At 59.6% G+C, this 24,075-nt stretch carries 22 protein-coding genes; 14 read left to right on the top strand and 8 right to left on the bottom strand.

All coding sequences use genetic code 11. The features are described 5' to 3' along the window. Position 1: 1 nt before the first annotated feature. The 3 genes from AB4N91_RS20075 (at position 2) to ccoM (ending at position 835) form a co-directional block, all read left to right on the top strand. Positions 2-343: a hypothetical protein gene (locus AB4N91_RS20075; RefSeq protein ID WP_010462560.1), complete on the top strand. Its 342-nt coding sequence runs from the start codon at positions 2-4 to the stop codon at positions 341-343. Between the two features lie 72 nt (positions 344-415). Beyond that, positions 416-577: a hypothetical protein gene (locus AB4N91_RS20070; RefSeq protein WP_007935839.1), complete on the top strand. Its 162-nt coding sequence runs from the start codon at positions 416-418 to the stop codon at positions 575-577. 144 nt (positions 578-721) lie between these two features. Then, positions 722-835 (top strand): cytochrome c oxidase subunit CcoM, encoded by a 114-nt coding sequence (gene ccoM / locus AB4N91_RS20065; RefSeq protein WP_010462558.1) that lies wholly within the window; start codon positions 722-724, stop codon positions 833-835. 618 nt (positions 836-1,453) lie between these two features. Here ccoM and AB4N91_RS20060 read toward each other — a convergent pair. Then, positions 1,454-2,929 carry an inorganic phosphate transporter gene (locus AB4N91_RS20060; protein ID WP_010462556.1) on the bottom strand — a complete coding sequence of 492 codons (1,476 nt, stop codon included), beginning with the start codon at positions 2,927-2,929 and terminating at the stop codon, positions 1,454-1,456. A gap of 376 nt (positions 2,930-3,305) precedes the next feature. After that, positions 3,306-3,506, bottom strand: a complete 201-nt coding sequence (locus tag AB4N91_RS20055) for a hypothetical protein (RefSeq protein ID WP_007935837.1) — start codon at positions 3,504-3,506, stop codon at positions 3,306-3,308. Positions 3,507-4,185: 679 nt separating this feature from the next. Between AB4N91_RS20055 and pcaR the strand changes: the two genes are divergently transcribed. From pcaR to pcaC, 11 genes are all read left to right on the top strand, one after another. Then, positions 4,186-5,028: a pca regulon transcriptional regulator PcaR gene (gene pcaR, locus AB4N91_RS20050; RefSeq protein WP_010462552.1), complete on the top strand. Its 843-nt coding sequence runs from the start codon at positions 4,186-4,188 to the stop codon at positions 5,026-5,028. Positions 5,029-5,156: 128 nt separating this feature from the next. Continuing rightward, on the top strand, positions 5,157-6,503 hold the full coding sequence (locus AB4N91_RS20045; RefSeq protein WP_460111705.1) for an aromatic acid/H+ symport family MFS transporter: 1,347 nt from the start codon (positions 5,157-5,159) through the stop codon (positions 6,501-6,503). A 282-nt stretch (positions 6,504-6,785) separates the two neighbouring features. Beyond that, positions 6,786-7,643 carry a CoA transferase subunit A gene (locus AB4N91_RS20040; RefSeq protein WP_010462548.1) on the top strand — a complete coding sequence of 286 codons (858 nt, stop codon included), beginning with the start codon at positions 6,786-6,788 and terminating at the stop codon, positions 7,641-7,643. Continuing rightward, complete coding sequence (locus AB4N91_RS20035) at positions 7,643-8,422, top strand: CoA-transferase subunit beta (RefSeq protein WP_010462546.1); 780 nt, start codon at positions 7,643-7,645, stop codon at positions 8,420-8,422. Before AB4N91_RS20040 ends, AB4N91_RS20035 begins: the two co-directional genes overlap by 1 nt. Next, on the top strand, positions 8,419-9,624 hold the full coding sequence (pcaF, locus tag AB4N91_RS20030; RefSeq protein WP_460111704.1) for a 3-oxoadipyl-CoA thiolase: 1,206 nt from the start codon (positions 8,419-8,421) through the stop codon (positions 9,622-9,624). Before AB4N91_RS20035 ends, pcaF begins: the two co-directional genes overlap by 4 nt. Before the next feature lie 35 nt (positions 9,625-9,659). Further along, positions 9,660-10,364 carry a protocatechuate 3,4-dioxygenase subunit beta gene (pcaH, locus tag AB4N91_RS20025; RefSeq protein ID WP_010462543.1) on the top strand — a complete coding sequence of 235 codons (705 nt, stop codon included), beginning with the start codon at positions 9,660-9,662 and terminating at the stop codon, positions 10,362-10,364. A 1-nt stretch (position 10,365) separates the two neighbouring features. Further along, positions 10,366-10,932, top strand: a complete 567-nt coding sequence (gene pcaG, locus AB4N91_RS20020; protein WP_077749557.1) for a protocatechuate 3,4-dioxygenase subunit alpha — start codon at positions 10,366-10,368, stop codon at positions 10,930-10,932. A gap of 185 nt (positions 10,933-11,117) precedes the next feature. Continuing rightward, the gene (locus AB4N91_RS20015; protein WP_460111702.1) at positions 11,118-12,422 is read left to right on the top strand and encodes an MFS family transporter; all 1,305 of its coding nucleotides are present in this window, start codon (positions 11,118-11,120) and stop codon (positions 12,420-12,422) included. Positions 12,423-12,467: 45 nt separating this feature from the next. Beyond that, complete coding sequence (locus tag AB4N91_RS20010; protein WP_154503414.1) at positions 12,468-13,832, top strand: 3-carboxy-cis,cis-muconate cycloisomerase; 1,365 nt, start codon at positions 12,468-12,470, stop codon at positions 13,830-13,832. Positions 13,833-13,843: 11 nt separating this feature from the next. Next, positions 13,844-14,635, top strand: coding sequence for a 3-oxoadipate enol-lactonase (gene pcaD, locus AB4N91_RS20005; protein ID WP_326838964.1), 792 nt, complete (start codon positions 13,844-13,846; stop codon positions 14,633-14,635). Between the two features lie 10 nt (positions 14,636-14,645). After that, complete coding sequence (gene pcaC / locus AB4N91_RS20000) at positions 14,646-15,038, top strand: 4-carboxymuconolactone decarboxylase (protein WP_010462533.1); 393 nt, start codon at positions 14,646-14,648, stop codon at positions 15,036-15,038. Positions 15,039-15,232: 194 nt separating this feature from the next. Here the strand turns inward: pcaC and AB4N91_RS19995 are convergent, their stop codons facing one another. The 6 genes from AB4N91_RS19995 to emhB all read right to left on the bottom strand — a co-directional run bounded on the left by AB4N91_RS19995 (position 15,233) and on the right by emhB (position 24,074). After that, positions 15,233-16,048: a methyltransferase domain-containing protein gene (locus AB4N91_RS19995; protein WP_460111700.1), complete on the bottom strand. Its 816-nt coding sequence runs from the start codon at positions 16,046-16,048 to the stop codon at positions 15,233-15,235. A gap of 38 nt (positions 16,049-16,086) precedes the next feature. Continuing rightward, entirely contained in the window at positions 16,087-16,848 is a 762-nt protein-coding gene (locus AB4N91_RS19990) for a DUF3050 domain-containing protein (protein ID WP_200667851.1), read from the bottom strand. A 46-nt stretch (positions 16,849-16,894) separates the two neighbouring features. After that, on the bottom strand, positions 16,895-17,542 hold the full coding sequence (locus tag AB4N91_RS19985; protein WP_200667853.1) for a hypothetical protein: 648 nt from the start codon (positions 17,540-17,542) through the stop codon (positions 16,895-16,897). 227 nt (positions 17,543-17,769) lie between these two features. Next, positions 17,770-19,029, bottom strand: a complete 1,260-nt coding sequence (locus AB4N91_RS19980) for an OprD family porin (RefSeq protein WP_460111698.1) — start codon at positions 19,027-19,029, stop codon at positions 17,770-17,772. Positions 19,030-19,467: 438 nt separating this feature from the next. After that, positions 19,468-20,928 (bottom strand): efflux RND transporter outer membrane subunit EmhC, encoded by a 1,461-nt coding sequence (gene emhC / locus AB4N91_RS19975; RefSeq protein WP_010462522.1) that lies wholly within the window; start codon positions 20,926-20,928, stop codon positions 19,468-19,470. Continuing rightward, positions 20,925-24,074 (bottom strand): efflux RND transporter permease subunit EmhB, encoded by a 3,150-nt coding sequence (emhB, locus tag AB4N91_RS19970; protein WP_010462519.1) that lies wholly within the window; start codon positions 24,072-24,074, stop codon positions 20,925-20,927. The genes emhC and emhB overlap by 4 nt, the downstream gene beginning before the upstream one ends. Position 24,075 lies beyond the last annotated feature (1 nt).

Genomic DNA, 24,075 nt, shown 5'->3' with positions numbered 1-24,075 from the left:
TATGCTGCCACCGATGCTCCCTTTGAGTGCCGTGCCGATCACGTCACAGCAGGACCCGATCCGCCAGCGCCCGGATATTCCGCCTGTCGTGCCGGTGCAGGAAAGCTCCAACGAAAATACCATCGACCTGCAACAGCGAGATCCCGAAGAAGCAGCTTTTCAGCTGCGCGAGGAACAGCGGCGCAAGCAGGAGCGGGAACGGCGTCGTCGTGAGGCTGATGAAGATCCGGAAGAGCATCTGGCGATTCCCGGTAACGAGCTCAATGCCGACAATACCGTGCCGGTGGCGCCGTTGATGGAAGATCAGCCGCGCCAGGGGTTGTGGGTCGATATCCAGATTTGAGGTTGTGGCTGGTCAGCGCTGCCGTGAGAACGCATTATTGTGACAACCCTGCCATACGATGTACTGAGCACCATGAGCCAAGACGACAAGCTGATTGATCTCAATTCCGAACGCGCCAAGCGGGTTCATGACCTTAATGAAAAGCGTCTGAATGAAGTGCGTCAGGCGTTTGAGCAGGCGATGCCGTTGGGTAAAGCCAAGAAGAAACCGAAGAACAAGCCGAAAAAGCGCTGAAACACCCTGCATCCGTTGATGCAGGTCAGTTATTTCCCCTCCTTTACGCCCTGTCTTGGGCGACATTGATCCTGGTCAATTTTCTCTTCTGCCTGATTGGTTAACTTAGCCCTATCGCAACAGGGCAAGTGCAGGAGAGCCGTCATGTTTTTCGACAACGTGGTGATCGCCGGGGTGCTGACAGTCGGCCTCATGGTTCTGTTTTTCGCAGGGTTCGGATTTTTTATCTGGAAGGATTCGCATAAGCGTAAGCCGTAGTTCTTTCTGGATGTAATGAGCACGCAAGGCATTTTGGGCAACTTCGGTTGCCCTTTTTTTCGCCTGCGATTTGGGGATGGGGGGCTGTGGAGCCTGTTTGCGAAGGCGGCCTGATAGCCGACCTGTCTCTGCGTGGTGTACATATCCATTCCTGCGGTAATGGCCGCTTATGGTTTCGCCCTTACGGCGACTCACTTTTTTTTCAAACGCCAAAAAAAAGTAAGCAAAAAAAGGCTCGCCCCGAACGTCCGGCCCCTCGCCTGGGCTCGGCGTTCCTTCGCTCCGGCATTCATCTGGGGGCATCGCCTCCGGTCGGCTTCGCTTCGACCTCCTCTCGATGTGTGCGGCTTCGCCGCACGGCGCTACGCGCCCCCCCAGATGAACGCCTCCACTCAGCCTCCCGAAGGGGCGGGCAGATCAAGAGCAGGCGAGCTAACGCTCGGCCTAATGAGTGGTGAGAAGCGTTCGGTGGGCACCGTCCCACTGTAGGAGCGAGGCTTGCCCGCGAAGGCGTCCTCACGGCCAACCATCTCTTTCAACAGACCCGGCAATGCCGGACTGCAGGCCATAAAAAAGGCGCGAACCTTGCGGAACGCGCCTCTTTGTCGCAGCCATGTATCAGCTGCCCAGTGCCTTCGATGCCAGCCAGAACAGGCCGGCCGACAAGGCCACTGTCGCGGGCAGGGTCAGGACCCAGGCCAGCAGGATGGTTCTCACGGTGCCGCCTTGCAGGCCGCTTTTATTGGCGACCATGGTGCCCGCCACACCCGAGGACAGGACGTGGGTGGTGGAGACCGGCAGGCTGAAGATGTTGGCCATGCCGATCAGGCTCGCGGTGGTGATCTGTGCCGACATGCCTTGGGAGTAAGTCATGCCCTGCTTGCCGATCTTCTCGCCGATGGTCAGCACCACGCGTTTCCAGCCGACCATGGTCCCCAGGCCCAGGGCCAGGGCGACCGCCAGAATCACCCAGAACGGGGCGTATTCGGTGGTGGTGGTCAGGTCTTTGCGCAGTTTGTCCAGGTCAGCCTTTTCACGGGCAGCGAGGCCAGGCAGCTTGCCGACTTTCTTCGCCGTGTCATCCAGGCAGAGCAGATAGCGACGCACTTCGATGCGGCTTTCCGGCGACAGCGAGTGGTAATCCGCTACACCTTTAAGGGTGTCGAGGAGGGCGGTGATGGTCGGTTCGGTCTGTTGCGGGTTGCAACGGAATTTCTCCGGCAGATCGCCTTCCACGCTTTTGCCCAGGGCCAGGTACTCGCCCAAGGTGTCGGCGTTACGCTTGTAGAACTGGCTCAGGTGCAACGTCGCATCGCGGGTCCGTTCGATCTGGTAGGTCGTGCTGCCCAGGTCGAGAACGAACTGCGCCGGCACGATACCGATCAGCACCAGCATGATCAGGCCGATACCTTTCTGGCCATCGTTGGAACCGTGCACGAAGCTCACGGCCATGGCCGAGATCACCAGCACCAGGCGATTCCAGAACGGCGGGTGTTTCTTGTCGTCGATCTTGCGGCGCTGTTCCGGTGTCTTGTGCATCTTCGACAGAGGACGCCACCATTTAAGACCGATCAATATCAGCGCTGCGACCAGGAAACCCGCCATCGGCGAGAACACCAGGGACGCCCCGATGTCGATCGCTTTCTGCCAGTTCACGCCATCGGCCAACGCAATGTCGTTGATCAACGCGTTGGCCAGGCCGACACCGAGGATCGAACCGATCAGCGTGTGGGAGCTGGAGGCCGGGATACCGAAGTACCAGGTGCCCAGGTTCCAGGTGATGGCGGCGGCGAGCAGTGAGAACACCATGGCCAGCCCGTGACCGGTGTTCACATTGATCAGCAGCTCTACCGGCAGCAGGTGGACGATGGCATACGCCACGCCGACACCGCCCAGCAGTACGCCGAGAAAGTTGAACACACCGGAAAAGAACACCGCCAGATGAGGCGGCATGGCTTTGGTGTAGATAACGGTGGCCACCGCGTTAGCGGTGTCATGAAAGCCGTTGATGAACTCGAAGGCGAGGACAAAGGCCAGGGCGAGCAAGAGGCTCACAAGCACCCAAGCATCAAGTCCGCTGAATAAATCGATCATGAAGGTTTTCTGACCCGGTCATAAGGGGGCGCGATTATGCCAGAAAAGACTGCAAATCGATGCACTAGGTGCTCATCGGTAACATTCTTCAACGAATTAATTTGTGACGATGGCCTATCGCCGAGGTTTTTACCGGGGTTTGCAAGTCATTGAATTCAGATGAAAAGGCCGCAGCCACAAGGGTTTCTCTCGTGAGACCGAGAGGCTTGAACACTTGTGTGAAATATCTGAGAAGAGGGTCAGGCAAGTGCCATTTGCCTCATCCGTAGGGTGAGGTGACCGCTGCCCGCGTGTAGCGGGCGCGAAAGGCATCATCAGAACACCCCGCTTTTAACGGGTGCCGATGCAGACCCTTGAAGGATTCAGGCCGAGGTATTCAGGGTTCTTCGGCTTTGAGTTCCTTTTCCATCTTCTGTAATTCCTGGGTGAATGCCTGATCCTGAACGGTGGCGCGTTTACGCCAGGGTTTGCGTTCGGGTTCGGGCTGAGCGGCGTAGGTGGTGACTTCCCCGCCGTAAACTTCCTTGTAACGTTGTTCCTGGCGCTCAAGTTCCGCGCGCAGTTCGTCTTTCGTCACAGTGCTACCTGTATGAGTTGAGATAAATTCTGGTGAAACGCGCTGCATGGAACCTATTGACCACACCCGTCGAAAGGCCAATACCCGATAAAGGCATCGTTTCTACGGCGTGCGAAAAATACTTCCATGTTGCAGGCGGCCACGGCACCAGAGAAAAACAGCTGACGTAGCATCAGTTACCTGTTTCAGCGAGCGCGTTGGCGGAGCATATGAAATGAGCGTCAAGCGCTTGCTGCAGGCAGCGACGATAGAATACCGGGCTGCCGGGTAGCGGGATCGGCACGTAAAAACCGCTTCGCCACTGAGGTGCATTATAGCGGTCGATCCGAAGAACACTATCGCTTGAGAGTTAAAAGTAGTTCTACCTGTGTGATTGTTTTGTTACTCACAACTTTCAGAGGTAACTAGGGTGTGGGTGATGTCACAGTGCAACGATGTCTTTCTGACGCCATAAAGTCGAACAAGTTAATCCCACTACATCAGCCCTTAATCAGTAAAGAATAAAAGCATGTTGCGGGCGCTGCGCAAATCAGCGCGCGCAGGTAGCCATCGCCTGCGAGGTCGATTGCGATTATCGGTCGATGGTTCGATAATCGCCCAATCTTGCAGCCTGTGGCTTGTGTGCCGGACCCGAAGCCGCTTGTAATAGCCGCTGATCCGTGTGGGAAAAGGACCTGATATGAACGATCAAATGCGCAATTCCTTCGCTTCAGTGGCGCCGCCGATCGTGGCCTCGCCCGCCAAGCGAATCCAGGCCCTGACCGGCGATCCGGATTTCATGACGTCCCTGGCCCGGGGATTGGCGGTGGTTCAAGCGTTCCAGGAGCGCAAACGGCACCTGACCATTGCCCAGATCAGCCACCGCACGGAAATTCCCCGCGCCGCTGTGCGACGTTGCCTGCACACCCTGATCAAACTCGGCTACGCCACCACCGACGGTCGCACCTATTCGCTGCTGCCCAAAGTGCTGACGCTGGGCCATGCCTATTTGTCCTCAACGCCTTTGGCGGTGTCCGCCCAGCCGTATCTGGACCGTATGAGTGAGCAACTTCACGAGGCCTGCAACATGGCCACGCTGGAGGGCGACGACATTTTGTACATCGCCCGCTCGGCGACCACCCAGCGCCTGATTTCCGTCGACCTGTCGGTGGGCGGGCGGTTGCCAGCCTATTGCACGTCGATGGGCCGGATCCTTCTTGCGGCACTGGACGACACCTCGCTGCGCGAATACCTCGACCATGCGGAGTTCCAGGCCAAGACCAGCCGAACCTTGCACACACCCGAGGCGTTGCTCGAATGTCTGCAGGAAGTGCGGCAACAAGGCTGGTGCATCGTCGATCAGGAACTGGAGCAGGGCCTGCGTTCGATTGCCGTTCCGGTGTACGACGCTTCGGGCCAGGTGGTGGCCGCGCTCAACGTCAGTACCCACGCCGGACGAGTCAGCCGCAACGAGCTGGAGCAGCGTTTCTTGCCCGGTTTGTTAAGTGCCAGCCGTGACCTCAGCGCCCAGTTGTTTGCCTAAGCTGTTCGATAAACGCACAGACTCGCGTTTATCGAATTGACGCTGTTTCCCCGGGATCATTACTGTCGCGGCAGCGCCAGCCCTGAGCTGGCACCTGTCCGACTGCGTTCTTGCGTGGAATAAAAATAATGAACCAGCCTCAGTCTGCTGTAGGAAACTGCCTCGACGTGCAGTCCTTCATCAATGCTCAACCCATCTCGCGCTACCAGTGGCGAGTGGTGATCCTGTGTTTCCTGATTGTCTTCCTTGATGGCCTCGATACCGCGGCCATGGGCTTCATCGCGCCGGCCCTGTCCCAGGACTGGGTCATTGATCGCGCCAGTCTCGGCCCGGTAATGAGTGCCGCGCTGATCGGCATGGTCTTCGGCGCACTGGGCTCCGGTCCCTTGGCTGACCGCTTTGGGCGAAAAGTCGTACTGGTCGGCGCGGTATTGTTGTTCGGGGCTTTCAGCCTGGCCTCGGCGTACAGCACCAACGTCGACCAACTGCTGGTGCTGCGCTTCCTCACCGGCCTGGGCCTTGGCGCCGGGATGCCGAACGCCACCACGCTGTTGTCGGAATACACCCCGGAGCGCAAAAAATCCCTGCTGGTGACCAGCATGTTCTGCGGCTTCAACCTCGGCATGGCCGGTGGCGGGTTTATCTCGGCCAAGCTGATTCCGGCCTTCGGCTGGCACAGTCTGCTGCTGATCGGCGGGATTCTGCCGTTGATCCTGACCGTCGTCTTGCTGTTCTGGCTGCCCGAATCGGCGCGTTACCTGGTCGTGCGCAACCGTGGCACCGACAAAGTGCGCAAGGCTCTCGCACCGATCGATCCCACTGTCGTCGCTCAGGCGTCGAGCTTCAGCGTACCGGAGCAGAAAACCGTGAAGGCGCGCAACGTGTTCGCGGTGATCTTCTCTGGCACCTATAGCACCGGCACCTTGCTGTTGTGGCTGACCTACTTCATGGGGCTGGTGATTGTTTACCTGCTGACCAGTTGGTTGCCGACGCTGATGCGTGACAGTGGCGCGAGCATGGAACAAGCGGCATTCATTGGTGCCCTGTTCCAGTTTGGCGGGGTGTTGAGCGCAGTGGGCGTGGGCTGGGCGATGGACCGGTTTAATCCGCACAAGGTCATCGGCATTTTCTACCTGCTGGCCGGGGTGTTTGCCTACGCGGTAGGGCAGAGCCTGGGCAATATCACGATTTTGGCGACATTGGTGCTGGTGGCCGGGATGTGCGTCAACGGTGCGCAATCGGCGATGCCGTCGCTGGCAGCGCGGTTTTATCCGACGCAAGGGCGAGCGACCGGGGTGTCGTGGATGCTCGGGATTGGCCGTTTCGGCGCGATTCTCGGGGCCTGGATGGGTGCGACATTGCTGGGCCTGGGCTGGAACTTTGAACAAGTGCTGACGGCGCTGGTGATTCCGGCGGCGGTGGCAACCATGGCGGTGGTGATCAAGGGCATGGTCAGTCATGCGGATGCGACCTGAGTTCAGGCTCCGGAATCTTCAGCGGGTTTGATGGCCTCTTCGCGAGCAGGCTCGGTCCTACAGTCAATCGCGTTCTCCTGTAGGAGTGAGCCGGCTCCGGGCGGCGTTCCGGCGATGCTTTTTGGGATCGATAGCGAGACAACAATATGTTCGATAAACGAACACTTAGTCGATTATCGGATTGTTTGGTGTTTTGCACAGGCTTAACCTTCAGTCATTCCGGCGCTGCGCATCGCGCCTTTTTCTACCACTGTCGGTTCATCACAAACGGGAGCCTGCCCCATGGCTGAAATCCTTTCGCTGCACGACGCGGTGAAGCAATTCGTCAACGACGGCGATACCGTCGCGCTCGAAGGCTTCACTCACCTGATCCCTACGGCGGCCGGTCACGAAATCATTCGCCAGGGCAAGAAAGATCTGACGCTGGTGCGGATGACGCCTGACCTGATCTACGACCAGTTGATCGGCGCCGGTTGTGCTCGCAAGCTGATTTTCTCCTGGGGCGGCAACCCGGGTGTCGGTTCGCTGCATCGTCTGCGTGACGCGGTCGAGAAGCAGTGGCCGCACGCGCTGGAAATCGAAGAGCATAGCCACGCCGACCTGGCCAATGCCTACGTCGCTGGCGCCTCCGGCCTACCGTTCGCGGTACTGCGTGCCTACGCCGGTTCCGACTTGCCGAAGGTCAACCCGCTGATCAAAACCGTCACCTGCCCGTTCACCGGCGAAGTGTTGGCCGCCGTGCCTTCGGTACGCCCGGACATCACCGTGATTCACGCGCAGAAAGCCGACCGCAAAGGCAACGTGCTGCTGTGGGGCATTCTCGGCGTTCAAAAAGAAGCCGCGCTGGCGGCCAAGCGTTGCATCGTCACCGTCGAGGAAATCGTCGACGACCTCAATGCACCAATGAATTCTTGCGTGCTGCCGACCTGGGCCTTGAGCGCGGTCTGCCATGTGCCTGGCGGCGCGCATCCGTCCTACGCCCACGGTTACAACGAGCGCGACAACCGCTTCTACCAGGCTTGGGACCCGATTGCCCGCGACCGTGAAACCTTCACCGCGTGGATCGACGAATACATCCACGGCTGCGCTGACTTCAGCGAGTTCCAGGCCAAACTGGCCGCTGCATCGGAGGCCAAGTAATGACTTACACCACCAACGAAATGATGACCGTCGCCGCTGCCCGCCGCCTGAAGAACGGTTCGGTGTGCTTCGTCGGCATCGGCCTGCCGTCGAAAGCTGCCAACCTGGCGCGCCTGACGTCGTCGCCGGATGTGGTCCTGATCTACGAATCGGGTCCGATCGGTGCCAAGCCAAGCGTATTGCCGCTGTCGATCGGTGACGGCGAACTGGCGGAAACCGCCGACACTGTCGTCCCGACCGGTGAGATTTTTCGCTACTGGTTGCAGGGCGGGCGCATCGACGTCGGTTTTCTCGGCGCCGCGCAGGTCGACCGCTTCGGCAACATCAACACCACCGTGGTCGGTGATTACCACGCACCGAAAGTCCGCCTGCCCGGTGCCGGTGGCGCGCCGGAAATTGCTGGCTCGGCGAAAAGCGTACTCATCATTCTCAAGCAATCGGCGCGCTCCTTCGTCGACAAACTCGACTTCATCACCTCGGTCGGTCATGGCGAGGGCGGTGATTCGCGCAAGCGTCTCGGCCTTCCGGGCGCCGGGCCAGTCGGCATCATTACCGACCTGTGCATCATGGAGCCCGAAGCGGACACCCATGAATTCGTGGTCACCGCGCTGCACCCGGGCGTGACTCGCGAGCAAGTGATTGCCGCCACCGGCTGGGCAATTCGCTTCGCAGGAAATGTCGAAAATACGGCTGAGCCAACGGATGTTGAGCTTAAGGCGCTCAGGGACCTGGAAGCCCGCACCGCCGCCGCCCACGGTCAGACACCGGGAGAAGCGTGATGCGCGACGTTTATATCTGCGATGCGATTCGCACCCCCATCGGCCGTTTCGGCGGCGGCTTGTCAGCGGTGCGTGCAGACGACCTCGCCGCCGTGCCGATAAAGGCCTTGATGGAACGCAACCCGTCGGTGGACTGGAACGCAGTGGACGAGGTGTTCCTCGGCTGCGCCAACCAGGCCGGCGAAGACAACCGCAACGTCGCCCGCATGGCGCTGTTGCTGGCCGGGCTGCCGGAAAGCATTCCCGGCGTCACGCTCAATCGCCTCTGCGCCTCGGGTATGGATGCGATCGGCACCGCCTTCCGCGCAATCGCCAGTGGCGAAATGGAGCTGGCAATTGCCGGCGGCGTCGAGTCTATGTCCCGCGCACCCTTCGTGATGGGCAAGGCCGATGCGGCGTTCTCGCGCAACATGAAGCTGGAAGACACCACCATCGGCTGGCGCTTCATCAACCCGTTGATGAAAGCGCAATACGGCGTCGATGCGATGCCGCAGACCGCCGACAACGTGGCCGACGATTACGAAGTGTCTCGCGAGGATCAGGACGCTTTCGCCCTGCGCAGCCAGCAGCGCACAGCCGCCGCGCAAGCTGCAGGATTTTTCGCTGAAGAAATCGTCGAAGTGCGGGTTGCCCACAAGAAAGGCGAAACCGTCGTCAGCCAGGATGAGCATCCTCGTGCCGACACCACGCTGGAAACCCTGGCCAAGCTGAAGCCCGTCAACGGTCCAGGCAAAACCGTCACCGCCGGCAACGCTTCCGGTGTGAACGACGGCGCAGCGGCGTTGATTCTGGCCTCCGCTGAAGCAGTGAAGAAACACGGCCTGACTGCCCGCGCCAAAGTGCTGGGTATGGCGAGCGCCGGTGTCGCGCCACGGGTAATGGGCATCGGCCCGGTGCCGGCGGTGCGCAAATTGACCGAGCGCCTCAGGCTGGCCGTCAGCGATTTCGATGTGATCGAACTCAATGAAGCCTTTGCCAGCCAAGGGTTAGCGGTACTGCGTGAGCTGGGCTTGGCGGACGACGCGGCCCAGGTCAACCCGAACGGTGGCGCCATTGCCTTGGGCCATCCGTTGGGCATGAGCGGTGCGCGCCTGGTCCTGACCGCGTTGCATCAGCTTGAAAAAACGGGCGGCAACAAAGGCCTGGCGACCATGTGCGTCGGTGTCGGCCAGGGTCTGGCCTTGGCCATCGAACGCGTCTGACGCCCGGCAGACTAATAAGAACAGAGGAAAGCGAAATGACTGACAAGCCTGGTTACCGTCGCCCGCAGGAAGGCACCCAGCCGGACTACCTGCACCCGACTTATCAATCCACCAACCTTCGTGCGCCGTCCAAGCCGTTGGTGTTTTTGCCGCATTCGTTGTCGGAAATTACCGGCCCGACCATCGGCGCCGAGCGTATCAACGAGAAGGACAACGACCTGACGGTGCAGCACGCGGGCGAACCGTTGGGCGAGCGCATCATCATCCACGGCCGCGTGCTGGATGAAGACGGCTTGCCGGTGCCGGGGATTCTGGTGGAGATCTGGCAGGCCAATGCCGCCGGGCGCTACAACCATGCCCGCGACCTGCACGACGCGCCGCTGGACCCGAACTTCACCGGTACCGGTCGCACCGTGACCGACGCCGATGGTTGGTATCAATTCCAGACCATCAAGCCCGGCGCTTACCCGTGGGGCAACCACCACAACGCCTGGCGTCCGGCGCACATTCATTTCTCGCTGTTTGGGCCGAGCATCCTGACGCGGCTGGTCACGCAGATGTATTTCCCCGGCGACCCGCTGCTGGCTTATGACCCGATCTACAACTGCGTACCGGACACCAGCGCCAAAGAGCGTTTGATCGCCAGTTTCGACCTGGAAAAAACCATCCCTTCCTATGCCCTCGGTTATCGCTGGGACATCGTCTTGCGCGGCCGTGAAGCCACGCCGATGGAGAAATAAGATGACGCTGAACGCGACCACATCCCACACCGTCGGGCCGTATTACCACATTGGTTTGACCTGGCTGAACCGCGAAGACCTGACGGTCGAACAAACCCTGGGCGAGCGCGTGGCGATCACCGGGCAAGTCGTCGATGGCAATGGCGATTTCGTTAACGACGCGATGCTGGAAGTCTGGCAGGCCAACGCCGCCGGCAAGTACGACCACCCCGAAGACGACCAGGCCAAACCCCTGGACCCGAATTTCGAAGGCTTCGGCCGGGTGCCGGTGGACGCCGAAGGGCGCTTTCGTTTCACCACGATCAAACCCGGAACGGTGGAAGGCCTGAAGGGCTCGACCCAGGCGCCGCACCTGGTGGTGCTGGTGTTCGCTCGCGGGTTGGTGAAGCACTTGCTGACGCGGATTTACTTTGAGGGCGAACCGGCGAACGTCGACGACCCGTTGCTGGAGTGTGTGCCGGCCGAGCGCCGGGGTACGTTGCTGGCGAAGCAGGATGCGTCCGGTGTGTACCAGTGGAATGTGATCCTGCAAGGCACCGATGCCGAGACGGTGTTCTTCGACTACTGAAACACCGCAGATCCCTGTAGGAGTGAGCCTGCTCGCGATGGCGGTGTATCAGTGCCTTCAATGCTGAATGACACTCGGCCGTCGCGAGCAGGCTCACTCTTTACAGAGGACAGCATTGCCAACTGTGGAACGGGACTGTTGCAAAGTGTGTCTAGAATGTCATGGTCCCCAAAGAGTGAAAAACAATGACAACCCCTACCGCTATTTCAGCGCACTACACCGGCGAAGAGCGCAGCAAACGGATCTTCGCCATTGTCGGCGCCTCGTCCGGCAACCTCGTTGAATGGTTCGACTTCTACGTCTACGCCTTTTGCGCGATCTACTTTGCGCCGGCCTTTTTCCCGTCCGATAACCCGACTGTGCAGCTGGTGAATACCGCCGGCGTGTTTGCGGCCGGGTTCCTGATGCGGCCGATTGGCGGCTGGATTTTCGGCCGTGTCGCGGACAAGCACGGGCGCAAGAATTCGATGCTGATCTCGATTCTGATGATGTGTTTCGGCTCGTTACTCATCGCCTGCCTGCCGACCTACAAGGACATCGGCGTCTGGGCGCCGATCATGCTGTTGTTCGCCCGTTTGCTGCAGGGCTTGTCGGTGGGCGGTGAGTACGGCACCACCGCAACCTACATGAGCGAAGTCGCCCTCAAGGGCCAGCGCGGTTTCTTCGCCTCGTTCCAGTACGTGACGCTGATTGGCGGGCAGTTGCTGGCGGTGTCGCTGGTGGTGGTCCTGCAACAGTTCCTCACTGAAGATGACCTGCGTGCCTACGGCTGGCGGATCCCGTTTGTGGTCGGCGCAGTGGCTGCATTGATCTCGCTGTTCCTGCGTCGTTCGCTCAAGGAAACCACCAGCAAGGAAATGCGCGAAAACAAGGACGCCGGCAGCATTCGCGCGTTGTTCCGCGACCATAAAGCGGCCTTTATTACCGTGCTCGGTTACACCGCCGGTGGCTCGCTGATTTTCTACACGTTCACCACGTACATGCAGAAGTACCTGGTGAACACCGCCGGCATGCACGCCAAGACCGCCAGTTACATCATGACCGGCGCGCTGTTCCTTTATATGTGCATGCAGCCGCTGTTCGGCATGCTCGCGGACAAGATCGGCCGCCGTAACTCGATGCTGTGGTTCGGTGCATTGGGTACGTTGTGTACTGTGCCGATTCTGCTGAGCCTGAAAAGTGTCAGCAGTCCGTTCCTGGCCTTTGTGCTGATTACCGTGGCGCTGGCGATCGTCAGTTTCTACACCTCCATCAGTGGCCTGGTAAAAGCCGAGATGTTCCCGCCGGAAGTGCGCGCACTCGGTGTCGGCCTGGCGTATGCGGTGGCCAACGCGATCTTCGGTGGTTCGGCGGAATACGTCGCCCTGAGCCTTAAAGCCGCGGGCATTGAAAACTCCTTCTACTGGTACGTGACGGTGATGATGGCGGTGGCGTTCCTGTTCAGCCTGCGCCTGCCGAAACAGGCCAAGTATTTGCACCACGACCTTTGATCCAACCGCGTGGGCCCGACCGGCCCACGCCTTCAGGGACTGTCTATGAATCAGCGACCGGGCAATCAATTGTTCGATGCCTATTTCACGGCACGCGATATGCGTGAGGTGTTTTGTGATCAAGGCCGGGTGCAGGCCATGCTTGATTTCGAAGCGGCACTGGCCCGGGCCGAGGCGAGCGCGGGTTTGATTCCGCTGTCGGCTGCCGCCTCGATCGCAGCGGCTTGTCAGGCTGGGCATTACGACTTTTCAGCACTCGGCGAGGCGATTGCCACGGCGGGCAATTCGGCGATTCCGTTGGTCAAGGCGTTGGGTAAACAGATCGCCGCCAACGATGCCGAAGCAGAACGCTACGTGCATCTGGGCGCCACCAGTCAGGACGTAATGGACACGGGCCTGGTGCTGCAACTGCGCCGCGCGCTGGCGCTGATCGAAAGCGATCTGGCGCAACTGGGCGAAACCTTGGCGACCCAGGCGTTACGCTTCGTCGCCACGCCGCTGGCCGGGCGCACCTGGTTGCAGCACGCCACGCCCGTCACCCTCGGCATGAAAATCGCCGGTTGGCTGGGCGCCGTCACTCGCAGCCGCCAACGTCTGCAAGAACTTAAACCTCGGTTGCTGGTGCTGCAATTTGGCGGCGCCTCCGGAACCCTGGCAGCCCTCGGCGAGCAAGCGATGCCGATTGCCGAAGCCTTGGCCGGTGAGCTGCAACTGACCCTGCCGGACCAACCCTGGCACACCCAGCGAGACCGCTTGGTGGAGTTCGGCGCGGTACTCGGTTTGATCGCCGGCAGCCTCGGCAAACTCGGCCGCGACATCAGTCTGTTGATGCAGACCGAAGCCGGCGAAGTGTTCGAGCCGTCGGCACCGGGCAAGGGCGGTTCCTCGACCATGCCGCACAAACGTAACCCCGTAGGCGCCGCGGTGCTGATCGGTGCGGCGACCCGCGTTCCCGGTTTGCTCTCGACCCTGTTCAGCGCCATGCCTCAGGAACACGAGCGCAGCCTGGGCCTGTGGCATGCCGAATGGGAAACCCTGCCGGAGATTTGCTGCCTGGTGTCCGGCAGCCTCAAGCAAGCGCTGCTGGTGGCGGACGGGCTGGAAGTGGACGCCGACCGCATGGCCCGCAACCTCGACCTGACCCAAGGCCTGGTGCTGGCCGAGGCGGTTAGCATCGTCCTCGCCCAACGGGTTGGCCGCGACACTGCGCACCATCTGCTGGAGCGCTGCTGCAAACGTGCGGTGGCCGAGCAACGTCATCTGCGAGCGGTGCTCGGCGAAGAGCCGCAAGTGACCGCCGAGTTGTCGGCCCTGGAACTCGATCGTCTGCTGGACCCCGCCCATTACCTTGGTCAGGCCCATACCTGGGTCGAGCGGGCGGTGGCTGAACATTCTGCGTTGACTGCCTGAAGGAGGTTGCTGTGGCTTTTGTACAACTCGCCGAGGGCGAACTGCATTACCAACTTGATGGCCCGGCGGATGCACCGGTGCTGGTGCTGTCCAACTCGCTGGGCACCGACCTGCACATGTGGGACGCGCAGGTCGCCGCGTTCTCCGAGCATTTCCGGGTGCTGCGTTTCGACACCCGTGGCCACGGAAAATCGCTGGTCACGCCGGGGCCATACAGCATCGAGCAACTGGGCCACGACGTGCTGGCGTTGCTGGATGCGCTGCACATCGAACGCGCGCATTTTTGCGGTCTGTCCATGGGTGGCCTGATCGGCCAATGGCTGGGCATCAATGCCGGTGATCGATTGAATAAGTTGGTAGTGTGCAACACCGCCGCGAAAATCGGCGATCCATCGGTGTGGAATCCACGGATCGAAACCGTGCTGCGTGACGGTCAGGCGGCCATGGTCGCCTTGCGCGATGCGTCGATTGCGCGCTGGTTTACCCCCGACTTTGCCGAGGCCAACCCGGCCGCCGCGAAGCGGATTACCGACATGCTCGCGGCCACTTCGCCAGAGGGTTATGCCGCCAACTGCGCCGCCGTGCGCGACGCCGACTTCCGTGATCAGCTGTCCGCGATCAAGGTGCCGCTGCTGGTCATTGCCGGCACCGAAGACGCGGTCACGCCACCGTCCGGAGGGCACTTTATTCAGGAGCATGTGCCGGGCGCCGAATACGCCGAGTTCTACGCCGCGCATTTGTCCAACGTTCAGGCCGGTGCTGCGTTCAGTGACCGGGTCCTGACGTTTTTGTCAGCTGATTAAGGGGATTGTTGTGGACGAGAAACAACGTTACGACGAAGGCCTGGAGGTCCGTCGCGCGGTGCTCGGCGACGCCCATGTCGACCGCAGCCTGAATGCCCTGACCGAGTTCAACTCGGAGTTCCAGGAAATGATCACCCGCCACGCGTGGGGCGACATCTGGACCCGGCCGGGCCTGCCACGCCATACCCGCAGCCTGATCACCATCGCCATGCTGATCGGCATGAACCGCAACGAAGAACTCAAACTGCACCTGCGCGCCGCCGCCAACAACGGCGTGACCCGCGGCGAGATCAAGGAAGTGATCATGCAGAGCGCGATCTACTGCGGCATCCCGGCGGCCAATGCGACGTTCCATTTGGCGGAGTCGGTGTGGGATGAGCTTGGGGTTGAATCGCGGGAGTGATCCTGGCGATTTGCGGTGTCTGAGCTGACGCCATCGCGAGCCGGCTCGCTCCTGCAGGGGATGTCCGGTGAGTACATGACTTGTGTTCACACAGGACCCGTGTGGGAGCGAGCCTGCTCGCGATCGCGGTGGGTCAGCTTGCATCGATGGTGAATGACACACCGCCATCGCGGGCACGCGCGGCGACCACAGGGTCAAACGGTGGCGACAATGAAGATCCGCTTGAACGGAAACAGCGTGCGCCCATCGTATTCTCGCGGGTAATGCGCATGCACCCGCATCATGAAGTGATAAATGAACCGCGCCTGTTCGTCATCCTTCAAGCCTTGCATCACCGCCCGCAAGGCCGAGACCTTGATCCAGTCATAAATCGGCGACTTGCCGTCCACGACCTGCAACTGCTCGGTTTCCCAGATGTCCAGCGTCCGGGTAATCGGTGCGAGCAACCGGTGGTAATTTTCCAGTGACAGCAACGGCCGCGCCGCCATCCTCTCGCGCACTTGCGGGGAGCCGAGCGGTTTGCCGTCGGAGCCTCCATCGTTGAGGGTGTCGAGCACCAGCTGATACCACACCGCATCCCGCCAGTCGGGCATGTGCGCCGCCAGACAACCACCCGGGTTGAGATAATCGAGCAAGCGCGGCAGCAACTGTTCGTGACTGTCGATGAAGTGCAGCACGGCGGCGGCAAAGAGCAGGTCGGCGGGTTGCTCCGGCTGCCAGTTCTGTAGATCGCACTGCTTCCACAGCGCCTTGATCGGCAAGCCTCTGGCCTCCTGAAGCATTTGCTCCGAACTGTCGATGCCCATCAGGTGTGCGCGGGGCCAGCGTTTGGCCAAAGCTTGAGTCGCAATGCCGGTGCCACAGCCGAGGTCGTAGATGCGTTTGGGGTTTTCAAGGTTGACGCGGTCGAGTAGCTCGTTCACCGGCCGTTGTCGAAGACGTGAGAATTGTTGATAGGCCTTGGCGTCCCAGTCGGGCTTGACGGGAGCCGATTTGATTGGGGGGGGCATGAGGTTGTCCTCTCTGTCCATGAGTGGTCGGCGAGTGACTAGGCGCCTGCATCCACCTTTTTTATTTCGCCATAGATACCGTTCCACAACTGGATTCTGTGTTCGATAGCGTCAATGGCCGCCTGTAATGCTTTTTCCCGCAGGTCTGACGTGGTGATCAATCGAGATAATATTTTTTGTGCACCAGGACCATGATCGCCACTGTCTACTTCGATGTGTCGGTTCAGGTAGTACGTCAACTTCGGGGCCTGATGAATAGTTAGCCCCCAACGCTCTAACAGAATCTGGAACATTGCGGGTATCGGGTCTTCGCGGCCAAAAAGAAAGCTGCTGGCCACTTCGGCAGTCGAGGCTTTGCGTGCTGTCCTGATCGTGTGTTTGACGAACGTTTGTACGTATGCCGGAACCCGGGCTTGTTTGAGCGCCTTCCCTAGGGCAAAGGAGTGTGCCAAATGATTGATGAATGCCTCGATTTTTTCAGTGGGCGCACTGACTTCGGCCATTGCGTCGAGGTACAAGCGGAAATGACTGACCGGGCGGCCATCATGGCCAATATCCGATTCTTCGCCGGTGATGATTTCATTGATCAGGCGGGCGCTATCTTCATTCTGCACCGGCATCCAGGGTAGTTCGACACAAGTGAAGTCGCGTTGCAGACGTTTGGCCAGGCTCATGAAGTCCCACACTGCAAACACATGGTGACTCATAAACAATCTGGCATGCTCGATCGATTGAATAGCCTCATAAATGGGGTGTTGGGCCAATCGATACTGATAGGGGCCAAGTTCTTTTTCAAACATGGATTGCATCCTTGCAAAGACGTTTCAAGGTGGGGCAACGTCTGTATCAGACGACGTTACCCGGCTGGCGTAGATCTGAAAAAAGTCGTGACCATGCTTTAGGTGAGGGCAGCATTAATCCGGTCACTTTCTTGTAAACTAGCCATTCTTCACCAAATATTGATTCAAGGCGTTTGTCCATGTGCCATGTGCCGATATACATATAGATTGTGGCGCCGACCGAAAAAAGTAGCGTGTCGTAAGTCATGATCGGGTGGGCCCAGAAAAACAACATTAGAAAAGTATGGTGGGGGAAACGTATGTATCGCTTGATGCCTTGTACTTGCATTCGATAGGGCGCGGGGATTTTATGTCCTCTCAATTTGGCAATTAATTGGTGAGCGCCGAGCCATTGCCAAAACGTAGAGGTGTAACGAAAGCAGTAAATGGTAAGGCCCAATAGAGTGACCATCGATAACGCCGCAAAGTGAAACAGTGGGCTTCCCGGTATCAAGACGTAGATGTAATGCCCTGAGGGCTGCCAGTAATAAATACCAAGCGCCAGTGTGGCGGCGGAAAAGACGCACATCCCAATATTCCAGCTCCACTCTGGAAAGAATATTTCGTAAAGTTTCATCGCCGGTCGGGTTGTGAGGCAGGAGTGGACGATGCCATAAGAAACCATAATCAATGTATCGATCTGCCACCAGTTCATAGTGTTTTCCCTTCCATGGTTTAAACTGCTGAATGTTGTTTCAGGCAGATTCTAGAAGTCCGACAGAAAGGAGGCTACTGTTAGAACTAACAGGTTTTAAGTTTTTTTAATAATAGCGCGGCAGTCAATTTGTTATAACTTCATAGAACTACGATATTCATGTGCTCGCAGTTTTTTTGAATAGGCCACTTCCGATGTGGCCTGTGTCCCGGCACTGTGGAATGCGGTTACAACAAACTGATCGGATAGCTGACGATCAACCGGTTCTCATCGAACTCGTTGTTGCTGAAGTCCCGACGAATGGTCGAGTTGCGCCATTTGACGTTGAGGTCTTTGAGCGCGCCGCTTTGCACGGTGTAGCCCAATTCGCTTTCCCGGCCCCATTCCTTGCCGTCGGTGATTGTGCCGGTGTGCACGTTGTCGCCGCTGATGTAGCGGTTCATCAGGGTCAGGCCGGGAATGCCAAAGGCGACGAAGTTGTAGTCATGCCGTACCTGCCAGGATTTTTCTTTCGCATTGTCATAACTGGCGTTGTAACTGTCGTTGGCCAGGGTGCCGCCGCTGGTGCCGTTGACCCGCATCCACCCGCTGTCGCCGGTGAGTTTTTGCAGGCCGACGTAGAAGGTGTGGCCGCCGTATTTGGCCGAGAACAGGCCCGACCAGGTCTTGTTGTCCAGATCGCCGGCCCGGGCGCTGCCGTCTTCCTTGCCATAGAAGAAACCCAGGTTGGCGCCGAGGGTCCAGTCGCCGAGGGGCTGGCTGTGAATCAGGTTCACGTATTGCTGGCTGTAGATGTCCTTGAGTTCGGCGTTCCACAGGCCGATCTGGGTGCGCTTGTCGTTGAAGGCGTATTCGCCGCCCTGGAAGTTGAAGCGGTCGGAGGTAAACGCCGGTTTTCCGGTCATCGACATATCGCTCATGCTGCTGTCGTCACGGGGGCTGTTGGCGCGGAACTGGCCGCCGTAGAGCGTCAGGCCGGCGATTTCTTTCGAGGTGATCTGGCCGCCACGAAAGGTTTGCGGCAGGGAGCGACCGTTGTCCGAGCGCAGGATCGGCAGCACCGGCATCCATTCACCGACCTTGATTTCGGTCTGCGACAGCCTGGCCTTGAACGCCACGTTGGTGCGACCAAAGCTGTCCGCCGGGCGACCGTCGTGATCCAGCGGCAGCAACTGAGTCCCCCCCGTGCCTTTGCCGCCGTCGAGCTTCACCGAATACAAGCCCAGCACATCCATGCCGAAGCCGACGGTGCCTTGGGTGAAGCCGGATTTGGCGTCGAGAATGAAACTTTGTGTCCATTCTTCAGCCTTGCCCTGGGCCTTGGTCGGGTTGGTGAAGTTGCGGTTGATGTAGAAATTGCGCAGGTTCAGGTTGACCTTGGCACCTTCGACAAAACCCGACTCCTCGGCCATGGCAGGCAGGGCCGCGCAGGCCAGGGCGATGGCTATCAGGCTTGGGAAGTAGTACGGCGTGGTGGAAGGCGTCATGGGCTCGGGTCTCTCTAATTGTTAGGGATGAAACGGGGCGCTGCCGCAACGTGGCCGTTGCAGACAAGGGATTCGATATCGTGAAAAAAGGGGTGGGATCAGCCGGACAGGGCAGGGCGCGGGGGCATGGTGTCGAACCTGATGTTATTGGTCTTGTGCGACGAATGGTGCGGGGGATGGACAGGAGGGTTCAATCGGGGAAAGCGGGTTTTGGGCGGTTATCGAACGCATGTTGGCTTGAGGTTTTTGTGTTTATGGGCTGGCCTCTTCGCGGGCAAGCCTCGCTCCTACGGGGTGTGGGGGGTTCATGGAATATGATTCGGCGCGGACACTGCAGGAGCGAGGCTTGCCCGCGACGAGGGCATTACTGACACCACACCTTTTCCCGCAGCCAACAAAAAGCCCACCAAAAGGTGGGCCTCTTGTCTTACAGCGCTATCAGAACAACTTCATCTTCGGCGCTTCTTCTTTCAGCGGTTCGACTTTCGCCGTCTGCTCGTTCCAGCCACCACCCAGTGCCTTGTACAGATTGACCGCACTGATCAGCTGCGCCAGACGATCAGTGATCAGCACCTGCTGGGCGCTGAACAACTGACGCTGGGCGTCGAGGAAGGTCAGGTTGCTGTCGACACCGATACGGTAGCGACGCTCGGCCAGACGGTAGTAGTCCTGGTTGGCGGTGACGAAATCACGCTGCGCCTGCAACTGATCGGTGTAGGTCTGGCGGGCGGCCAGGCCGTCGGCGACTTCCTGGAAGGCCGTTTGAATGGACTTCTCGTAGTTCGCCACGCCGATGTCTTTCTGGATTTTCGAGTAATCCAGGCTGGCGCGCAGGCTGCCGGCATTGAAGATCGGCAGGTTGATCTGCGGCGAGAACAACCAGGTGCCCGAGCCGCCCTTGAACAGACCGGACAAGTCCGGGCTCAGGGTCCCGGCATTGGCCGTCAGGCTGATGCTCGGGAAGAACGCCGCCCGTGCCGCGCCGATGTTGGCGTTGGCAGCTTTCAGGTTGTACTCGGCCTGGAGAATATCCGGACGACGTTGCAGCAAGTCCGATGGCAGACCGGGCGGTACGTCGCTCAGCAGGTTGTCAGATAGCGGTTTGGCTTCTCGCAGATTGGCCGGGATGCCGGTGCCGAGCAGCAGCACCAGGCTGTTTTCGTCCTGCGCCACCTGACGGGTGTACTTGGCCAGTTGCGCCCGGGCGTTTTCCACCGAGGTACGCGACTGGGCCAGGTCCAGGGCCGAGGCCACACCGACTTCGTTGCTGCGCGCGGTGAGCTTGTAGCTCTCCTCGAACGCACCGAGGGTGTCCTGGGTGAGTTTCAGCAGTTCCTTGTCGGCCTGCCAGGTCAGGTAGGCATTGGCCACGCTGGCCACCAGACTGATCTGCGTGCTGCGACGGCCTTCTTCTGTCGCGAAGTACTTCTGAAGGGCTTCTTCGCTGAGGCTGCGAACCCGACCGAACAGGTCGAGTTCATAAGCACTGATACCGACCGTAGCGGAGTAGGAACTGCTGATGCCCGCTTGACCGGTCTGCGACGCGTCAGCCGGAAGACGCTGACGGCTGCCGGTGCCATTGGCCGAAACGGCCGGGAACAGATCGGCGCGCTGGATGCGGTATTGAGCCGCGAACGCGTCGATGTTCAGGGCGGCGACACGCAGGTCACGGTTGTTTTCCAGCGACACCTGAATCAGCTGTTGCAGTGCCGGGTCATGGAAAAACTGCTTCCAGCCCTGTTCCGCAGCGGCCTGATTCGGCGCCTGGGCCGACGAGTACGCCGGACCTTGCGGGTATTGGCCCGCCACTGGTGCCTCAGGTTGCTGATAGTCGGGAATCAGCGAGCAGCCGCTCAGCACGAAGGCGGCAACTGCGATGGAGAGTAGCGACTTGCTCATTGGCCAGCCTCTTTAGAAGGTTCAATTGCGTCATCCTGGTCGGCTTTTTTGCGCTGGCCAATGGACGACACGGTAACGAAGAACAGTGGGACCCAGAAGATCGCCAGGACGGTGGCGGTGATCATACCGCCAATAACGCCCGTGCCGATTGCGTGCTGGCTACCTGAACCGGCGCCCGTGGAAATCGCCAGCGGTACCACACCGAGCACGAAGGCCAGCGAGGTCATGATGATCGGTCGCAAACGCATTCGGCACGCTTCAATCGCCGCTTCGCGAAGGCTACGCCCTTGCTCATGCAGTTCCTTGGCGAACTCGACGATCAGAATGGCGTTTTTCGCTGCCAGACCGATGGTTGTCAACAGGCCCACCTGGAAGTAAACGTCATTGGAGAGTCCCCGCAGACTGGTGGCCAACAGTGCCCCGATGATCCCCAGCGGCACCACCAGCATCACCGCGATCGGAATCGACCAGCTTTCGTACAGCGCCGCCAGGCACAGGAACACCATCAGCAGCGACAACGCATACAGCGCCGGCGCCTGTGAGCCCGATAGCCGTTCTTCGTATGACAGACCGGTCCAGGAAATACCGACACCGGCCGGCAGTTTCTTGGCCAGGGCTTCGACTTCAGCCATGGCTTCACCGGTGGAATAGCCCGGGGCCGGGGCACCGAGAATTTCCATCGCTTCTACGCCGTTGTAACGCGAGAGCTTCGGTGCACCGTAAATCCACTCGCCCTTGGCGAAGGCGGAGAAGGGCACCATGGTTCCGGCGGCGTTGCGCACATACCATTTCTTGATGTCTTCCGGGCTCATCCGCGAACCGGGTTGACCTTGCACGTAGACCTTCTTCACCCGACCACGGTCGATGAAGTCGTTGACGTAGCTACTACCCAAGGCAATCGACAGGGTGCTGTTGATGTCGGTGAGGGTCAGGCCCAATGCACTGGCTTTCTCGTCATCGATTTCCAGCTGGTATTGCGGCTCGTCGTTCAGGCCGTTCGGACGCACCTGATAAAGCACCTTGCTCTGTGCCGCCATGCCGAGGAACTGGTTGCGAGCCTCCATCAACTTGTCGTGACCGATGCCGGCGCGGTCTTGCAGGAATACGTCGAAACCGGTGGCGTTACCCAGCTCCAATACCGCCGGTGGCGCAAAGGCGAACACCATCGCATCGCGGAAGGTGAAGAAGTGCTGCTGGGCGCGGGCGGCGAGTTTGAACACGCTGTTTTCCGCATCCCGCTGATCCCACGGCTTGAGCATGATGAACGCCAGGCCCGAGCTTTGGCCGCGACCGGCGAAGTTGAAGCCGTTGACGGTAAACACCGAGGCCACGGCGCTCGATTCCTTGTCCAGCAGGTAGGAGCGCATCTCATCGATCACCACCTGCGTGCGTTCGGCGCTGGAGCCGGCCGGGGTCTGCACCTGGGCAAACAGCACGCCTTGGTCTTCTTCCGGGAGGAACGCCGTTGGAATGCGGGTGAACAGCCAGATCATGCCGACGACAATGATCAAGTAGGCCAGCAGGTACGGCGCCTTGTGCGTCAGCATGTTGCCCACGCCACGCTCGTAGCTTTTGACGCCACGGTCAAAGCTGCGGTTGAACCAGCCGAAGAAGCCGCGTTTCGGCGTGCCGTGCTCGCCTTTCGGAATTGCCTTGAGCATGGTGGCGCACAGTGCCGGGGTGAAGATCAGCGCAACCAGTACCGACAGGGCCATGGCCGAGACGATGGTGATCGAGAATTGCTTGTAGATCACACCGGTAGAGCCACTGAAGAACGCCATCGGCAGCAATACCGCCGACAGCACCAGGGCGATACCGACCAGTGCACCCTGGATCTGCCCCATGGATTTCTTGGTGGCCTCCTTGGGTGACAGACCTTCTTCGCTCATGACCCGTTCGACGTTTTCCACCACGACAATGGCATCGTCCACCAGCAAGCCGATGGCCAGCACCATGCCGAACATGGTCAGGGTGTTGATGCTGAAACCGAACGCCGCGAGGATCCCGAATGTCCCCAGCAACACCACCGGCACGGTCATCGTGGTGATGACAGTGGCGCGGAAATTCTGCAGGAACAGGAACATCACCAGGAACACCAGCACGATCGCTTCGACCAGGGTTTCAACCACACCCTTGATCGACTCGGTCACCACCGGGGTGGTGTCGTACGGGAACACCACTTCCATGCCTTGCGGGAAGAACGGCTTGAGCGTGTTGATGGTGTTGCGCAGCGCTTTCGCGGTGTCGAGGGCGTTGGCACCGTTGGCCAGTTTCACCGCCAGACCGGAAGCCGGTGCGCCGTTGAACTGGGCGTTGATGCTGTAGTTTTCACCGCCCAGGCCTACATCGGCCACATCGGACAGGCGTACTTGCGAGCCGTCCTTGTTGACTTTGAGCAGGATCTTGTTGAACTGCTCGGCAGTCTGCAGACGTGTCTTGCCGATGATGGTGGCGTTCAACTGCTGGCCGGGCGCAGCAGGCAGGCCGCCCAGTTGACCGGAGGACACCTGGATGTTCTGCGCCGCGATGGCCGCTTTCACGTCCACTGGCGTCAGGTTGAAGTTGTTCAGCTTGGCAGGGTCGAGCCAGACACGCATCGCGTACTGGGAACCGAAGACCTGGAAGTCACCGACACCGGCGGTCCGCGAGATCGGGTCCTGCATGTTCGACACGATGTAGTTGGACAGGTCGTCCTTGGTCATGCTGCCGTCGCGAGATACCACGCCGATCACCAACAGGAAGTTTTTCACTGCCTTGGTCACGCGGATACCCTGTTGCTGCACTTCTTGCGGCAGCAGCGGGGTGGCCAGGTTCAGTTTGTTCTGGACCTGAACCTGCGCGGTATCGGAGTTGGTGCCCTGCTCGAAGGTCGCGGTAATGGTCATGCTGCCGTCGGAGTTACTTTCCGAGGAGACATAACGCAGGTTATCGATACCATTGAGCTGTTGTTCGATGACCTGCACCACGGTGTCCTGCACGGTTTGTGCGGACGCGCCTGGGTAGGTGACCTGGATCGCAATGGCCGGAGGCGCAATGCTCGGGTATTGGTTGATCGGAAGTTTGAGAATCGAGAGTGCCCCGACCAGCATGATCACCAGGGCAATTACCCAAGCGAAAATCGGACGGTCGATAAAAAATTTCGACATG

The sequence above is a fragment of the Pseudomonas sp. H3_D04 genome, from assembly GCF_054669175.1.
The sequence above is the reverse complement of the archived record's forward strand: the minus strand, read 5'-3'. Positions and strand labels throughout refer to the sequence as shown.